Raw genomic sequence first — 13,805 nt, forward strand, 5'->3', positions numbered from 1 at the left:
CGCGCGGCCGGGCGGCGGGGGGGGGGCCCCCCCCCCGGGCCCCCCCCCCCCCCCGTTCACGGAGCGTTACTGGTGGTCGACGCGGCGACCACGCGGCTCAGGAGGTCGGCGCGACCTCGATGTCGAGCTCGGTGGTGACCTCCGGGTGGATCCGGACCGTCACCTGGTGCGTGCCGACCGACTTGATCTGGCTGGGCACGTCGACGGCGCGCCGGTCGAGGGCGGGCCCCCCGGCGGCCTGGACGGCCTTCACCACGTCGGCGGCGGTGACCGAACCGAACAGCCGGCCCGAGTCGCCCGCGGCCTTGGCCTTCACGGTGACCGTCAGCTCCTTGAGCTGGCCGGCCACCTCCTTGGCGTGGCCCAGGTCCTTGATGGCACGGGCCTTCTGGGCCCGCTGGATCGAGGCGACCTGCTTCTCCGCGCCGCGGGTGGCCGCCACGGCCATCTTGCGCGGGAGCAGGTAGTTGCGGCCGTAGCCGTCCTTGACCTCGACGATGTCGCCGGGCGCGCCGAGGTTCGGCACGTCGGCGGTGAGGATGAGCTTCATTCCGATGTCCTCCGCTACCGGTTCGCCCGGCTCAGCGCGCGGTCGAGGTGTAGGGCAGCAGTGCGACCTCGCGGGAGTTCTTGACCGCGACCGCGACGTCACGCTGGTGCTGGCGGCAGTTGCCGCTGACGCGACGGGCCCGGATCTTGCCGCGGTCGGAGATGAACTTCCGCAGCAGACCCGTGTCCTTGTAGTTGATGTCCTGGGCCTTGTCCTTGCAGAACGCGCACACCTTCGCCTTCATCGGCTTGCGCAGAACGGGCTTGGCCATGTGTGGGGTACTCCTGGTTGTGCTCTGGTCCCGCCCGGGGGCGGGGTGGTGCTCGGGTCAGAAGGGGGGCTCGTCGTCGGCGGCCGGGCCGCTGCCGGCTGGCGGAGCGGAGCCCCACGGGTCGTCGGCGGGCGCGGAGCCGCCGTAGCCGCCCCCACCGCCGCCGCCACCGCTGTAGCCGCCGCCACCGCTGCCGCCGCCGCTACCACCACCGAAGCCACCGCCGCCGCTGCCGCGGCTGACCTTGTTGACCTTGGCGGTGGCGTAGCGCAGTGACGGGCCGACCTCGTCGACCTCCAGCTCGACCACGGTGCGCTTCTCGCCCTCGCGGGTCTCGAACGACCGCTGGCGCAGCCGCCCCTGCACCATCACCCGCATGCCGCGGGTGAGCGTCTCGGCCACGTTCTCCGCGGCCTGGCGCCACACGTTGCAGCGCATGAACAGCGCGTCGCCGTCCTTCCACTCGCCGGAGGCGCGGTCGAAGGTGCGCGGCGTGGCGGCCACGGTGAAGTTGGCGACCGCGGCCCCGGACGGGGTGAAGCGCAGCTCGGGGTCGGCGGTCAGGTTGCCGACCACGGTGATGACGGTCTCGCCGGCCATCGCCGCCGCCTCAGCTCGCGGCGGGCGCGGGCGCGGGGGCCCGCTTCGGCTCGCGGCGCAGGACCTTGGTGCGCAGGACCGACTCGTTCAGCCCGAGCTGGCGGTCCAGCTCGGCGACGGTCGCGGGCTCGCAGGCGACCTCGAGCAGCGCGTAGATGCCCTCGGCGTTCTTGAGGATCTCGTAGGCCAGCCGGCGCTTGCCCCACACCTCGATCTTCTCGACGGTTCCCCCGTCGGTCTTCACGACGTTGAGGAAGGTCTCCAGGGACGGCGTCACAGTGCGCTCGTCCAGGCTGGGATCGAGGATGACCAACAGCTCGTAATGACGCATGAGAACCACTCACCTCCTATGGACTGGAACGGTCGCGGTCCATCCGCGACAGGAGGTTCTCAGTGCACCCCGACAGAAAAGCGCCGCCGTGACGGCGGCGGGGAAGGCGGGCGCCCAGGTGGACGCCGGTCGGAGCGACACGCCGAGGGTACCAGCGCCCGCGATCCCGCCCGCGCCCCACCCGCCGCGGCGGAGTGGGCGCGCGGGAGCGTCGGGGGCGGTCACTACGCTGGCCCGCATGCTCATCGGCGCCCACGTGCGAGAGGACGACCCGGTCGTGTCCGCCGCCGATCGGGGGGCCGACATCGTGCAGATGTTCCTGGCCGACCCGCAGGGGTGGAAGAAGCCCCCGGCGCACCCCCAGGCCGAGCAGCTGCGCACCGGCGGTGTCGCGGTCGTCGTGCACTCCCCGTACGTGGTCAATCTGGCCTCGTTGAACAACCGCATCCGCATCCCGTCGCGCAAGCTGGTCGTCCAGCACGCCGAGGCCGCGGCGGAGGTCGGGGCGATCGGCCTGGTCGTGCACGGCGGGCACGTCACCCGCGGCGAGGACGCGGCGGCCGGGTTCGCCAACTGGCGCAAGTTCATCGAGCGCCAGGTGGGCGAGGGCGGGTTCGCGGTGCCGATCCTCATCGAGAACACCGCGGGCGGCGACAACGCCATGGCCCGCCGGTTCGACGCGCTCGCCCGGCTGTGGGACGCGGTGGGCGAGTTCGACGTCGGGTTCTGCCTGGACACCTGCCACGCGTTCGCCGCGGGGGAGGACCTCGTCGACGTGGTCGACCGGGCCAAGGCCATCACCGGGCGGATCGACCTGGTCCACCTCAACAACTCGCGCGACGAGTTCGGCTCGGCCCGCGACCGGCACGCCAACGTCGCCGACGGCACGATCCCCCCGGAGCAGCTGGTCGCCGTCTGCGCCGCGGCGGGCGCCCCGGTCGTGGTGGAGACCCCCGCCGAGGGCCAGGCCGACGACATCGCGTTCCTGCGCGAGCGGCTCGCCCGGTGATCCCGTCCGACGAGGTGGCCACGGCCGGAGGGCCCGGGCGGTGACCCGGACCGCGCCGTCCCGCGACGAGGAGGTGTCCGCAGCGCCCGCACCGACCCGGCTCCCCGTCACCAGGCTGGTCCTGGCGGTGATCGTGCTGCTCAGCGGCGTCACGATGCTGCTGGGCTACGAGAACAAGGCGCGCTGCGTCGGGCCGGAGTTCGACGAGAGCGGCCGCAGCGCCCCGGACTACGACATACGCCCCGACCGCGACGTCTGCTACTCCGACATCCAGCACCTGTGGATCGGGCGCGACATCGACAAGCACGTGTTCCCGTACGTGCACGGCTCGATCACCCCGGAGGGCCAGCTCGTCGGCGGCACGGTCGAGTACCCGGTGCTCACCGGCCTGCTGATCTGGGCGGGCGCGATCGGCGCCGACACCGACGGCGGCTACCTGCTCGGCTCGGCGCTGCTGATGGCCCCGTTCGGGCTGCTCACCGCCTACCTGCTGGGCAGGCTCACCCGGTGGCGGGCGCTGGTCTGGTCGCTCGGGCCGCCGATCGTGCTCTACGCCTTCCACAACTGGGACCTGCCGGTGGTGGCCTGCGCGGTGGCCGCGGTGTTCGTGATGCACGGCTGGCGCACGCAGCGCTCGATCGCCGAGCGCGGCACGATCGCCTCGGTGCTGCTCGCACTGGGCTTCGCGTTCAAGCTCTACCCGGGCGCGTTCGTGCTGCCGCTGGCGCTGTACGTGCTGACGGCGTCGCGCCCGGGCCGGCTGGACTGGTGGGCCGCGGTGCGCGTCGCGCTGGCCGCGGTGGTCACGGTCGTGCTGGTCAACCTGCCGTTCGCGGTCGCGGGCTACGCGGGCTGGCGGGCGTCGTTCTCGTTCCAGTCCCTGCGCAAGGTCGACCTGACGACCAACTCCATCTGGTTCTGGGGCTTCCGGCCCGACTCGGGCCCGGAGGACCCGGAGTTCCAGGCCACCATGGACTGGCTCTCGCCGACGCTGGTGCTGCTGTCGTTCGCGGTGGCGGTGGCGATCGGCTGGTGGCGCTGGAAGCGCACCGGCGTGTACCCGTGGGTCGGGGTGAGCGCGGCGATGCTGTGCGGCTTCCTGCTGCTGCACAAGGTCCACTCGCCGCAGTACGTGCTCTGGCTGCTGCCCTTCTTCGCGCTGCTGCGGGTGCCGTGGGCGCTGATCGCCGGCTACCTGGTCGCCGACTTCGCCATGGGGATCGGGATCTTCCGCTGGTTCCACACCCTGCGCACGGGCGAGGGCTTCGGCATCTACGACGGCTTCGCCGCGCAGGCGCTGGTCATCGGGGTGTGGGGCCGGGCGGCCCTGCTGGTGGTGCTCTTCGTGGTGTTCCTGCGCACGACCGACGCCCTCACCGAGGACACCGCTGCCGCGCTCAGCGCCAAGCGAACACCGGCTGCTCCAGGTGCGCCACCCGGGTAGTCCGCCCCCGCAGCACGACCTCCCGGAACTGGTAGAGCACGGCGCCGGTCGGGGCGTGCACGAACCGGCCGAAGAGCGGCAGCTGGATCACCGGGTCGTCCGACTCGGGGATCGTCAGGAAGCGCGGCTCGATGTCGATCGTCGACACCGGGACGCGGTGCAGCTCGCCGACCTCGGCGGGGTTGGGCACGAGGTCGTCCGCGGCGCCCGCCCACAGCACGACCGGGGTGATGACGTAGCCGGAACGGGTGGCGTAGTCGTCGAGCAGGCCCAGCTCGGCGTCCGGCCCGAGGCCCAGCCCGAGCTCCTCGAAGAGCTCGCGGCGGGCCGTCTCGCCGGGCGTCTCGCCCTCGTCGGCGCGGCCGCCGGGCAGCGCCCACTGGCCGGCGTGCCCGCGCAGCGTGGCCGCCCGGCGGGTGAGCAGGAACGCCGTCCCGGCGGCGTCCTCGACCAGGGTGACGGCCACCGCGGCGGACTTGAGGTCGGGCCGGTCGGCCGGGATCCGCTCGAACCTCCCCAGAGCGGCGGACACGTCCTCGCGGTGCAGCATCCCCCGATCCTGCACCACGGCGGCGTCCGCGCAGCTGTGACGAGCTCGACGAGCGGGGCGGTCAGGCCGGGGTGGCCACCCGCTCCGGCCCCTCGACGGCGCGCGGCGCCGGCCGGGCGGGCCAGTCGGGGTCGTCGTCGCCGAAGGCGCGCACCGGGTCCTCCCGCTCGGGGCGCAGCACCGAGCGGACCACCAGCGCGCACAGCACGACGACCATCGCGTCGCGGACCAGGACGGTGCCCAGGAACCAGTCCGGCGGGAGCCCGCGCTCCTCCGGGGTCAGGTAGTAGTACATCCGTGGAGCCCAGACCAGCGCGTCGACCACCATCCAGCTGAGCAGCAGCCGCCAACGCGGCAGCGCGAGCACGGCCAGCGGCACCAGCCACAGCGAGTACTGCGGGCTCCACACCTTGTTCACCAGCAGGAACGAGGCCACCACCAGGAACGCCAGCGCGGCCAGCCGCGGTGGCCGGGGGGCCTTCCAGGCCAGCACGGCGATGGCCGCGCACAGCACGACGAACAGCGCCGCGGTGACCGCGTTGAGCACGGCGGGGGGCTGCCCGGCGGTCAGCGGGCCGTCGAACCCGGCCCAGCCGGTGAAGTAGCTGATCACGAAGTACAGCGAGTCGGGGTCGGCGGGCCGGGTCTGGTTGAGCCGGAAGAACTCCGACCAGCCGACCGGCCAGGCCAGCGCCACCGGGAGGTTGATCGCCAGCCAGCCCAGCAGCGCACCGGAGATCGTCCGGGCGGCGGTCCAGGGCTCCCCGCGGCGCAGCGCGACCAGCAGGACCGGCAGCAGCAGCATCATCGGGTAGAACTTGAACGCCCCGCCCACCCCGATCAGCACCCCGGCCAGCAGCGTCCACCGCCGCGAGAGCGCGAGCAGGCCGGCCGTCGCGCAGGCCACCGCCAGCGTGTCGAAGTTGGTGAACGCGTGCACGACAACCAGCGGCGACACGGCGACGAGCACCGCGTCCCACGGCCGGGAGCCGCGCAGCGCGCGGACCGCCCACACGACCACCAGCCAGGCCAGGGCCAGCCAGAACGCGCTGATGTCGAAGTACACGACCACCGGCAGCGCGGTGGGCAGCAGCGGGACCTGGGTGGCCAGCCACAGCCAGCCGTCGGCGAGCCGGGCGTTGGCGTACTGGAAGAACCCGGTGAGCACCGGGTACTCCATGTAGCGCTGGCGCTCCTGGGAGGTGCCCTGGCCCTCGACCCACGGGTCGCGGTAGGGCACGGCGCCGCGGTCGACGCCCTCGATGCCGTAGAGCGGGACCGTGTCGGAGTAGCACATCGCCACGTACTGGCGGCCCTCGCGCCAGTCGAGGGCGAGCTGGCCGCTGTCGGTGCGGTACTGCTGCAGGCAGGGCGACTTGGCCAGCCAGGCCAGCGCCAGGGTGGCGACGGCCAGCAGCAGCAGCACCCGCAGCGGGGTCCAGAAGGCGCTACGGCCGACGAGCGCGTGCCGGCCGAGCGGACCGCCGACCATGCGGCTGGCCGCGGCGGCGAGCGGTTCGGTCCACGTGGGGATCACGCGCCGGACGGGCGGGCCGGCCTCCCGACCGGCCCGGGTCATCGGTCGTTGCCCCCCGGGCCGACCCGGTCGCGCAGGCGGGCTGCGGGGTCGTTGCCGGGACCGCCCTCGGCGCCGGCGGCGCCGGCGGCGCCGCGCCCCGGGAAGCCGAAGTCCTGGGTCTCCTCGTCGTCGTCGTTGTTGCCGTCGCCGTTGTCGCCGTCGTTGTTGCCGTCGCCGTTGTCGCCGTCGTTGTCGCCGTCGCCGTTGTCGCCGTCACCGTCGCCGTTGTCGCCGTCGCCGTTGTCGTCGTTGTGCTCGTCGTCGTTGTCGCCGTCGTCGTTGTGCTCGTCGTCGTTGTCGCCGTCGTCGTCCTGGCCGTCGTCGCTCTCCACCTGGTTGGAGCCCGGCGCCTCGCCGATCGGCTCGAACTCGGAGAACTCCTCCTTCTTGGTGCCCTCCAGCGCCTCCCGCATGTAGCTCTGCCAGATGGCGCCGGGGAGCATGCGGCCGAACACGTTGCGCCCGGCCGCGTCCTTGATCGCGTCGCTGGCGTCGGTGCCGACCCAGACGGCGGTCGACAGCGTCGGCGTGTAGCCGACCGTCCAGGCGTCCTTGTTCTCGCCGCTGTTGCTACCGGGCAGCTGCACGGTGCCGGTCTTGACCGCGACCGGTCGGCCGGAGTCGAGCGGGATCCGCGAGCTCTGCGAGATGTCGATCATCGACTCGGTGACGTTGCGGGCGACCTTGGGGTCCATCGCCCGCTCGCCCTCGACGGGGTCGGGGCGCTCGAAGCGCACCTCGCCGTCGGCGGTGACGACCTTCTGCACGAAGTAGGGCTGGTGGCGCACGCCGTCGGCGGCGAACGTGCCGAAGGCGGTCGCCATGTCGATCGGGTGGACCTCCTGGTCGCCCAGGGCGATGCCGCCGCGCGCCTCGAACTTGTCCGTCGGGATGCCGGCCTGCTTCGCGGCGTCGATGACGTTCTGCAACCCGGTGTCCAGCGCCATCTTGTAGAACACCGTGTTGATCGACTTCGTCATCGCCTCCTTCACCTCGCACTCGGAGCAGTCGAAGCCCTCGGAGTTGTCGACCGTGACGCCGCCGGCGAACTCCTGCCCGGACCTCCCGTTGTAGACGCTGCCGAGGCCGATGTTGTCGTCCCCCTGCAGCGCCGCGGCCAGCACGAACGGCTTGAACGTCGAGCCGGGCTGGCGCAGCGCCTCGGACGCGTAGTCGACGCCCAGCCCGTTGGGGCCGCCGTAGTAGGCCACGACCGCGCCGCTGCGCGGATCCATCGACACCAGCGACGCGCGCAGGTTGGTGGGCTGGTCCTTGAGGACGTCCTTCATCGCGTCGACCGCGGCGACCTGGCGTTCGCGGTCGATGGTGGTGGTGACGACCAGGCCCTTGGTCTTGATCTCGTCCTCGCTGATGCCGAGCCCGTTGAGCTCGGCGACCACCTTCTCGTAGATGTGGTAGCGGTCGTCCGACGGCACGCCGACGTTGTCGGCCTGCTCGCGGTCCCAGCTGGCCTGGTCCGGGAACACCATGGTCGCGCGCTCGGCGGGCGTGAGCGTCTGCGTCTCGACCATGCTGTTGAGCACGAACTCCCAGCGCTCCTGGGCCTTGGCCAGGTTCTTCTTCGGGTCCCAGTTCGACGGCGACGGGTTGATCCCGACCAGCATCGCGCCCTCGGACACCGTCAGGTCCTTGACGTCCTTGCCGAAGTAGGCCTGCGAGGCGGCCTGGATGCCGTACGCGCCGCGACCGAGGTAGATCGTGTTCAGGTAGTTCTCGAGGATCTTGTCCTTGCTCTGCTCACGGGTGATCTTCACCGCGAGCACGACCTCCCGGTACTTGCGCCACAGGCTGAAGTCGTCCTGCCCGGTGGAGATCTTGATGTACTGCTGGGTGATCGTCGACCCGCCGCCGGTGCCGCCGGTCAGCTGGTTGAAGACCGCGCGGCCGATGCCGGACAGGTCGAAGCCCGAGTTGGAGTAGAACGTGCGGTCCTCGGCGGCGAGCATCGCGTCGCGCACGTGCTGGGGGATCTGGTCGAGCGTGACGATCGTGCGGTTGATCGACACCTCGTCGCCGTTGGCGTCGGTGATCTTCGGGCGCACCGTCGCCACCGGGGTCGCGCCGTCGGAGAAGTTGATCGTGGCGACCTGGCTGATCGCCGCGTCCTGGGCGTCCGGCACCTTGAAGATCATCCAGCCGATCGCGAAGGCCAGGAACGGTCCCAGGATGATGGCGCCGAGCAGCACGTAGCTGATCCGGCGGACCTTCTTCCAGGTCATGTCCCGCCACCAGGCGATGATCCCCTTGAGGCCCTTCTGCTTCGGTCCCGCCGGGCGCCTGCCGCCCGGCCCGCCGGGGCGCTTGCCGCCCGGACGCGCACCGGGACGCGGCGCGTCCTGCCGGGCCGGGCCGGTGGCACGGGTCGGTGGTGGAGCACCACCGCCGGCGAAACCGCTGCCGACCGGGACGGTGCCGGCCTCCTCCAGGGACGGGGCGGCGCCGCTGGCGCCGAAGCCGGCCGGGGCGCGGTGGGGCTGGGAGGCGCCGGGCGCGGCGTACGGGGGACCCTGCGGGGGTCGGTGCGGGCCGGTGTGGCGGGGGACCCTGGGCGGCGGGGGACCGGGCGGCGGAGCACCGCCCCCGGGACGAGGTGGCCTACCGGGATGCGGCCCAGGCGCGGGGCCATCCCGGTGGTCGCGCTGATCACTCACCGCTGCTCCGTGGGCTCGGCGTCGGGGGGGACAGGATCACTCGGCGGCGGTCCGGCGTCGGTCGGACCGGCGGGGGCGGCTGTCGGGAGCGCCGCCGGTACCCGTGACGTAGGACAGCACCAGGTGGTTCCAGGTGCAGGTTCCGCAGACCTCCACCACGTACACGGAGAAATCGTCGTGCGAGTTCGCCATCGCGTCGATCTCGTCCGGGTGGCGGGCCGATCCGGCGGCGTGCCGCAGCTGGTCGCCGAAGATCCAGGAGACGTGCGTCAGCCGGTCGCGACGGCAGACGGGGCAGGTCTCGTCGGTCGGCTCACCGTGGAACCGCGCAGCTCGCAGCAGGTAGGGGCTCGCGTCGCAGACCGCGCCCGTCCCGACTCGACCGGAGTGGACGTCGGCGAGCAGCGCACGGCGCTGCAACGCGTAGTCGACCACCTGCCGCTGGGTACGCACCGGGCCAGCGTACGCGGGGCGTCACGGCGGTCGGCCGGAACGTCTCCGGTGCGGCCGATCGGAGGATGACCGACCTCTCGCGGCCCCGGCGTGGATGTATCGGATCGATATAGTCGGGTACTCCATCGATCCGATGCCCGAAGGGAGGGTCCGCGGTGCTGGAGCTGGCGATACTCGGGCTGCTCTCCGAGGCCTCGGTGCACGGCTACGAGCTGCGCAAGCAGCTGCGGCTGCGACTCGGTGGCTTCCGGGTGTTCTCCTACGGCTCGGTCTATCCCGCGCTCCGGCGGTTGACCCGGGCCGGGCTGATCGCCGAGGAGGCCGAGCCCGCCGATCCCGACACGGCGTGGTCGCGCCGGGCGCGGCGGGTCTACCGGATCACGGCGGAGGGCAAGGAGCGCTTCGCCGACATGCTCGCCGAGACCGGCCCGCAGGCCTGGGACGACGAGGGCTTCGGCGTGCACCTGGCCTTCTTCTCCCGCACCCCGGCCGAGGCCCGGATGCGGATCCTCGAAGGCAGGCGGCGCTGCGTGGAGGAGCGCCGCGAGGGGCTGCGCTCGGTGCTGGGCCGGGCGGGCGAGCAGATCGACCGCTACACCCGCGAGCTGCACCAGCTGGGCCTGGACTCCACCGAGCGCGAGGTCCGCTGGCTCAACGAGCTGATCGAGCACGAGCGGGCCGAGCAGCGCCGCCCCTCCGCCGACCGCGACGACCCCGGCACCGCCGCCGCGCGGGACGACCGTGACCCCGCCCGATGACCACCGCCCCGGACCCGACCGTCCCCCCGGCGCCGTCGCCGGGCGGGCACCAGACCCATCCCACACGACAGACCAACAGATCGAGAAGGAGCCGGCCATGAGCCAGGTCCGTGTCGCCGTCGTCGGCGTCGGCAACTGCGCCGCGTCGCTGGTACAGGGCGTGCACTACTACCGCGACGCCGATCCGGCGACGCGCGTCCCCGGCCTGATGCACGTCGACTTCGGCGGCTACCACGTCCGCGACGTGACGTTCGTGGCCGCGTTCGACGTCGACGCCAAGAAGGTCGGCCGGGACCTCTCCGAGGCCATCGGGGCCAGCGAGAACAACACGATCAAGATCGCCGACGTGCCGCCGCTGGACGTGCCGGTGCTGCGCGGGCACACGCTCGACGGGCTGGGCCGGTTCTACCGCGAGACGATCACCGAGTCGGACGAGGAGCCGGTGGACGTGGCCCAGGTGCTGCGCGACACCGGGGCCGACGTGCTGGTGTCCTACCTGCCGGTGGGCAGCGAGGCGGCCGACCGGTTCTACGCCCAGGCCGCGCTCGACGCCGGGGTGGCGTTCGTCAACGCGCTGCCGGTGTTCATCGCCTCGGACCCGGTGTGGGCGGAGAAGTTCCGGGCCGCCGGCGTGCCGATCGTCGGCGACGACATCAAGAGCCAGGTGGGGGCGACGATCACGCACCGGGTGCTGGCCCGGCTGTTCGAGGACCGCGGCGTCCAGCTCGACCGCACCATGCAGCTCAACGTGGGCGGCAACATGGACTTCCTGAACATGAAGGAGCTCGAGCGGCTGGAGTCGAAGAAGGTCTCCAAGACCCAGGCGGTCACCTCCCAGGTCGACCGCGACCTCGGCCGCGACAACGTGCACATCGGCCCGTCGGACTACGTGGCCTGGCTGGACGACCGCAAGTGGGCCTACGTGCGGCTGGAGGGGCGCGCGTTCGGCGACGTGCCGCTCAGCCTGGAGTACAAGCTCGAGGTGTGGGACTCGCCGAACTCCGCGGGCATCATCATCGACGCGGTGCGCGCGGCCAAGATCGCCCTGGACCGGGGGATCGGGGGGCCGATCCTGTCCGCGTCGAGCTACTTCATGAAGTCGCCGCCGGAGCAGTACAGCGACGACGAGGCGCGGCGCGCGGTGGAGGAGTTCATCCGGGGTGAGCGCGAGCGCTGAGCGCTCCCCGCTCCCGGGCACCGGCCCCGGTCGTGGCACCGCCGCGACCGGGGCCCTTTGTTTTCATCTCGACAAATGTTTCGGACGGCGCCCGGGCCGCCCGTTGTTCACCCGATCGGTCCGTTCGAAACCACTCGGCGCGAGACATCGACCGCTGGTCAGCCGCTCTGTCGATGAATGGACGGCCGCAACCTATTCACAACGACGTAATTCGCTCGAAGGTGGCAACGGCCGAGTGGCGCCCATCACAACAACTTCATAGGGTGGATGAGATATCGGTCATATACCCGATCGATATCTGTTCTTAATGTGGCCGACGGCCTCGAAGCACCGCCCGTCCACCCGGGACGGCGGGCGCGAGGTCACCGCCCGGACGGGCGGGGACACCGATCGGCCCGCTCCCACGGCGGCCGGCACCCGGTCCCCGCCTCCCACCCCCGGTTCGCCGGGGAGTCCGGCGGTGCTCACCCCGGAGACACGTCAGTGCCCCCCTCACCCGCAGTACCCGGTACTACGCACGCCCCGACGCAGACGGTCACCCGCCCGCGCAGCCTGCGCCTGGCGGTCCGCTCGGCCGTCGTCGCCGCCGCCACCACCGCGGCAGCCGTCGCGGCACTGCTCCCCGCGGCCGGAGCCGCACCGGCCGCTCCCAGCCCCGCGGTGTCGGCCCCCGCCGCCACCGTGGCCGCCCCGGTCACCCTGGCCGCCGCGGCGGCCCCGGTCGCCCCCACCCGCGCCCCCTCCGCCACCGCCATGGACCTCGCCCTCAGCAAGGTCGGCGCCCCGTACCGCTACGGCGCCGCGGGCCCGAACGCCTTCGACTGCTCCGGCCTGGTCAACTGGGCCTACAAGAACGCCGGCGTGTCGCTGCCGCGCACCAGCCGGGCGATGTCCCAGGTCGGCACCCCGGTCTCCAAGGCCGACCTGCGGCCCGGCGACCTGGTGTTCTTCTACCGCCCGGTCAGCCACGTCGCCATCTACATCGGCGACGGCAAGGTGGTGCACGCCAGCACGCGCAAGGCCCCGGTGAAGATCTCCGACCTGAACGACCGGACCTTCAACTCGGCCCGCCGCATCTGACCGGCGACCGACGCGCGGCGGCCCCGCCGGGACCACGGTCCCGGCGGGGCCGCGCGTGTCCGCTCCGGTCGCCGCGGTGGTTAGAGTCGCCGCCGTGACCGACCGCCCGCTCGCCCTGATCACCGGCGCGTCCCGCGGTATCGGCGCCGCCGTCGCCCGCGCCCTCGCCGACGACCACGACCTCCTCCTCGGCGGTCGCGACGCCGACGCCCTCGCCGCGCTCGCCGCCGAACTGCCCTCGGCCACCGCGTGGCCGGTCGAGCTCACCGACGACGCGGCGGTCGCCGGGGCGGTCGGCGGGCTCGACCGGCTCGACGTCCTCGTGCACTCGGCCGGGGTCGGGCTCATGGGCACCGTCGCCGAGACGACCGCGCAGACCTGGCGGCGCCAGTTCGAGGTGAACGTGGTGGCCGTCGCCGAGCTCACGCGGCTGCTGCTGCCCGCGCTGCGCACCGCCCGCGGCCGGGTCGTCCTGCTCAACTCCGGCGCCGGGTACTCCGCCCGCCCGGGCTGGGCCTCCTACGCGGCGAGCAAGTTCGCGCTGCGCGCGTTCGCCGACGCGCTGCGCGCCGAGGAGGAGGGCAACGGGGTGCGGGTGACCTCCGTGCACCCCGGCCGCACCGACACCGACATGCAGCGCGAGGTCGTGCGCCAGGAGAGCGGCGAGTACCGGCCGGAGCGCTACCTGCGCGCGGAGTCGGTGGCCGCGGCCGTGGCCCTGGCCGTGCGGGCGTCCGACGACGCCGCGGTGACCGAGGTCGTGCTGCGCCCGGCGGGCGGCTGACGCCGGGCGTCCACCGATCGGTTGACGGGCGGTCGGTCGCGCAGGCGATGCCGCCGACACGGCCCGCGCCTAGCGTCGGAGCCATGAGCAGCACACCCGACGCGATGCGCGTCTCCGACGACGACCGCGACCGGGTCGCCGCGCTCCTGCGCGAGGCCGTCGGCCGCGGGCAGCTGGACCTGGCCGAGGCCGACGACCGGCTCCGCGCGGTCTACTCCGCGGTCACCCGGGCCGACCTGGTCGCCGTCACCCGCGACCTCCCGCAGGCGGCCGCGGTGCCGCCCGCGCCCCGCAGCGCACCGTCGCGCCCCGCGACCCGGTCGAGCGCCGAGTGGCGCAGCTGGCTGGGCGTCAGCCTGCTGCTGCTCGGCATCTGGGCGGCCACCTCGCTGGCCGCCGGGCACGCCCTGTTCTTCTGGCCGGTCTTCCCGATCGCCTTCTGGGGCCTCGCGCTCGCCTCCGGCGCGAAGGGCCACGGCTGCCGCACGCTGAGCTCGCACCGCTCCTGACCGCCGCGACCGGGACCGTCCGGGGGGTCGGACCCGGC

At 73.0% G+C, this 13,805-nt stretch carries 15 protein-coding genes; 7 read left to right on the forward strand and 8 right to left on the reverse strand.

Annotation, left to right across the window (positions count from 1 at the left end):
• Positions 1–97: 97 nt before the first annotated feature.
• The 4 genes from rplI to rpsF are packed head-to-tail and all read right to left on the reverse strand — an operon-like array spanning position 98 to position 1,752.
• Positions 98–550, reverse strand: a complete 453-nt coding sequence (gene rplI, locus KDL28_RS35395) for a 50S ribosomal protein L9 (protein WP_252445750.1) — start codon at positions 548–550, stop codon at positions 98–100.
• A gap of 31 nt (positions 551–581) precedes the next feature.
• Positions 582–821, reverse strand: coding sequence for a 30S ribosomal protein S18 (gene rpsR / locus KDL28_RS35400; RefSeq protein WP_252445751.1), 240 nt, complete (start codon positions 819–821; stop codon positions 582–584).
• 57 nt (positions 822–878) lie between these two features.
• Positions 879–1,421 (reverse strand): single-stranded DNA-binding protein, encoded by a 543-nt coding sequence (locus KDL28_RS35405; protein WP_252445752.1) that lies wholly within the window; start codon positions 1,419–1,421, stop codon positions 879–881.
• 10 nt (positions 1,422–1,431) lie between these two features.
• Positions 1,432–1,752, reverse strand: a complete 321-nt coding sequence (gene rpsF / locus KDL28_RS35410) for a 30S ribosomal protein S6 (RefSeq protein WP_252445753.1) — start codon at positions 1,750–1,752, stop codon at positions 1,432–1,434.
• Between the two features lie 238 nt (positions 1,753–1,990).
• Between rpsF and KDL28_RS35415 the strand changes: the two genes are divergently transcribed.
• Together KDL28_RS35415 and KDL28_RS35420 are read left to right on the forward strand one after the other, a co-directional pair.
• Positions 1,991–2,761: a deoxyribonuclease IV gene (locus KDL28_RS35415; RefSeq protein WP_252445754.1), complete on the forward strand. Its 771-nt coding sequence runs from the start codon at positions 1,991–1,993 to the stop codon at positions 2,759–2,761.
• A gap of 40 nt (positions 2,762–2,801) precedes the next feature.
• Positions 2,802–4,205 carry a glycosyltransferase family protein gene (locus KDL28_RS35420; RefSeq protein ID WP_308216109.1) on the forward strand — a complete coding sequence of 468 codons (1,404 nt, stop codon included), beginning with the start codon at positions 2,802–2,804 and terminating at the stop codon, positions 4,203–4,205.
• On the opposite strand, the gene KDL28_RS35425 is transcribed toward KDL28_RS35420, so the two are convergent.
• From KDL28_RS35425 to KDL28_RS35440, 4 genes are all read right to left on the reverse strand, one after another.
• A complete protein-coding gene (locus KDL28_RS35425; protein WP_252445755.1) occupies positions 4,159–4,755 on the reverse strand; it encodes an NUDIX hydrolase in 597 nt (198 codons plus the stop codon). The genes KDL28_RS35420 and KDL28_RS35425 overlap by 47 nt on opposite strands.
• Before the next feature lie 61 nt (positions 4,756–4,816).
• The gene (locus KDL28_RS35430) at positions 4,817–6,292 is read right to left on the reverse strand and encodes a glycosyltransferase family 87 protein (protein WP_308216110.1); all 1,476 of its coding nucleotides are present in this window, start codon (positions 6,290–6,292) and stop codon (positions 4,817–4,819) included.
• Positions 6,293–6,330: 38 nt separating this feature from the next.
• Complete coding sequence (locus KDL28_RS35435) at positions 6,331–8,574, reverse strand: transglycosylase domain-containing protein (protein WP_252445756.1); 2,244 nt, start codon at positions 8,572–8,574, stop codon at positions 6,331–6,333.
• A gap of 468 nt (positions 8,575–9,042) precedes the next feature.
• Entirely contained in the window at positions 9,043–9,459 is a 417-nt protein-coding gene (locus KDL28_RS35440; protein WP_252445757.1) for a DUF5318 family protein, read from the reverse strand.
• A gap of 155 nt (positions 9,460–9,614) precedes the next feature.
• Between KDL28_RS35440 and KDL28_RS35445 the strand changes: the two genes are divergently transcribed.
• From KDL28_RS35445 to KDL28_RS35465, 5 genes are all read left to right on the forward strand, one after another.
• Entirely contained in the window at positions 9,615–10,217 is a 603-nt protein-coding gene (locus KDL28_RS35445; protein WP_252445758.1) for a PadR family transcriptional regulator, read from the forward strand.
• A 97-nt stretch (positions 10,218–10,314) separates the two neighbouring features.
• Complete coding sequence (locus KDL28_RS35450) at positions 10,315–11,394, forward strand: inositol-3-phosphate synthase (RefSeq protein WP_252445759.1); 1,080 nt, start codon at positions 10,315–10,317, stop codon at positions 11,392–11,394.
• A gap of 483 nt (positions 11,395–11,877) precedes the next feature.
• Positions 11,878–12,474 (forward strand): C40 family peptidase, encoded by a 597-nt coding sequence (locus KDL28_RS41870; protein ID WP_252445760.1) that lies wholly within the window; start codon positions 11,878–11,880, stop codon positions 12,472–12,474.
• A gap of 94 nt (positions 12,475–12,568) precedes the next feature.
• Positions 12,569–13,258, forward strand: coding sequence for an SDR family oxidoreductase (locus KDL28_RS35460; RefSeq protein ID WP_252445761.1), 690 nt, complete (start codon positions 12,569–12,571; stop codon positions 13,256–13,258).
• A gap of 83 nt (positions 13,259–13,341) precedes the next feature.
• Entirely contained in the window at positions 13,342–13,767 is a 426-nt protein-coding gene (locus tag KDL28_RS35465) for a DUF1707 SHOCT-like domain-containing protein (protein WP_252445762.1), read from the forward strand.
• The last annotated feature ends 38 nt before the right edge of the window (positions 13,768–13,805 follow it).

Source organism: Pseudonocardia humida (genome assembly GCF_023898865.1).
Taxonomy (GTDB): domain Bacteria; phylum Actinomycetota; class Actinomycetes; order Mycobacteriales; family Pseudonocardiaceae; genus Pseudonocardia; species Pseudonocardia humida.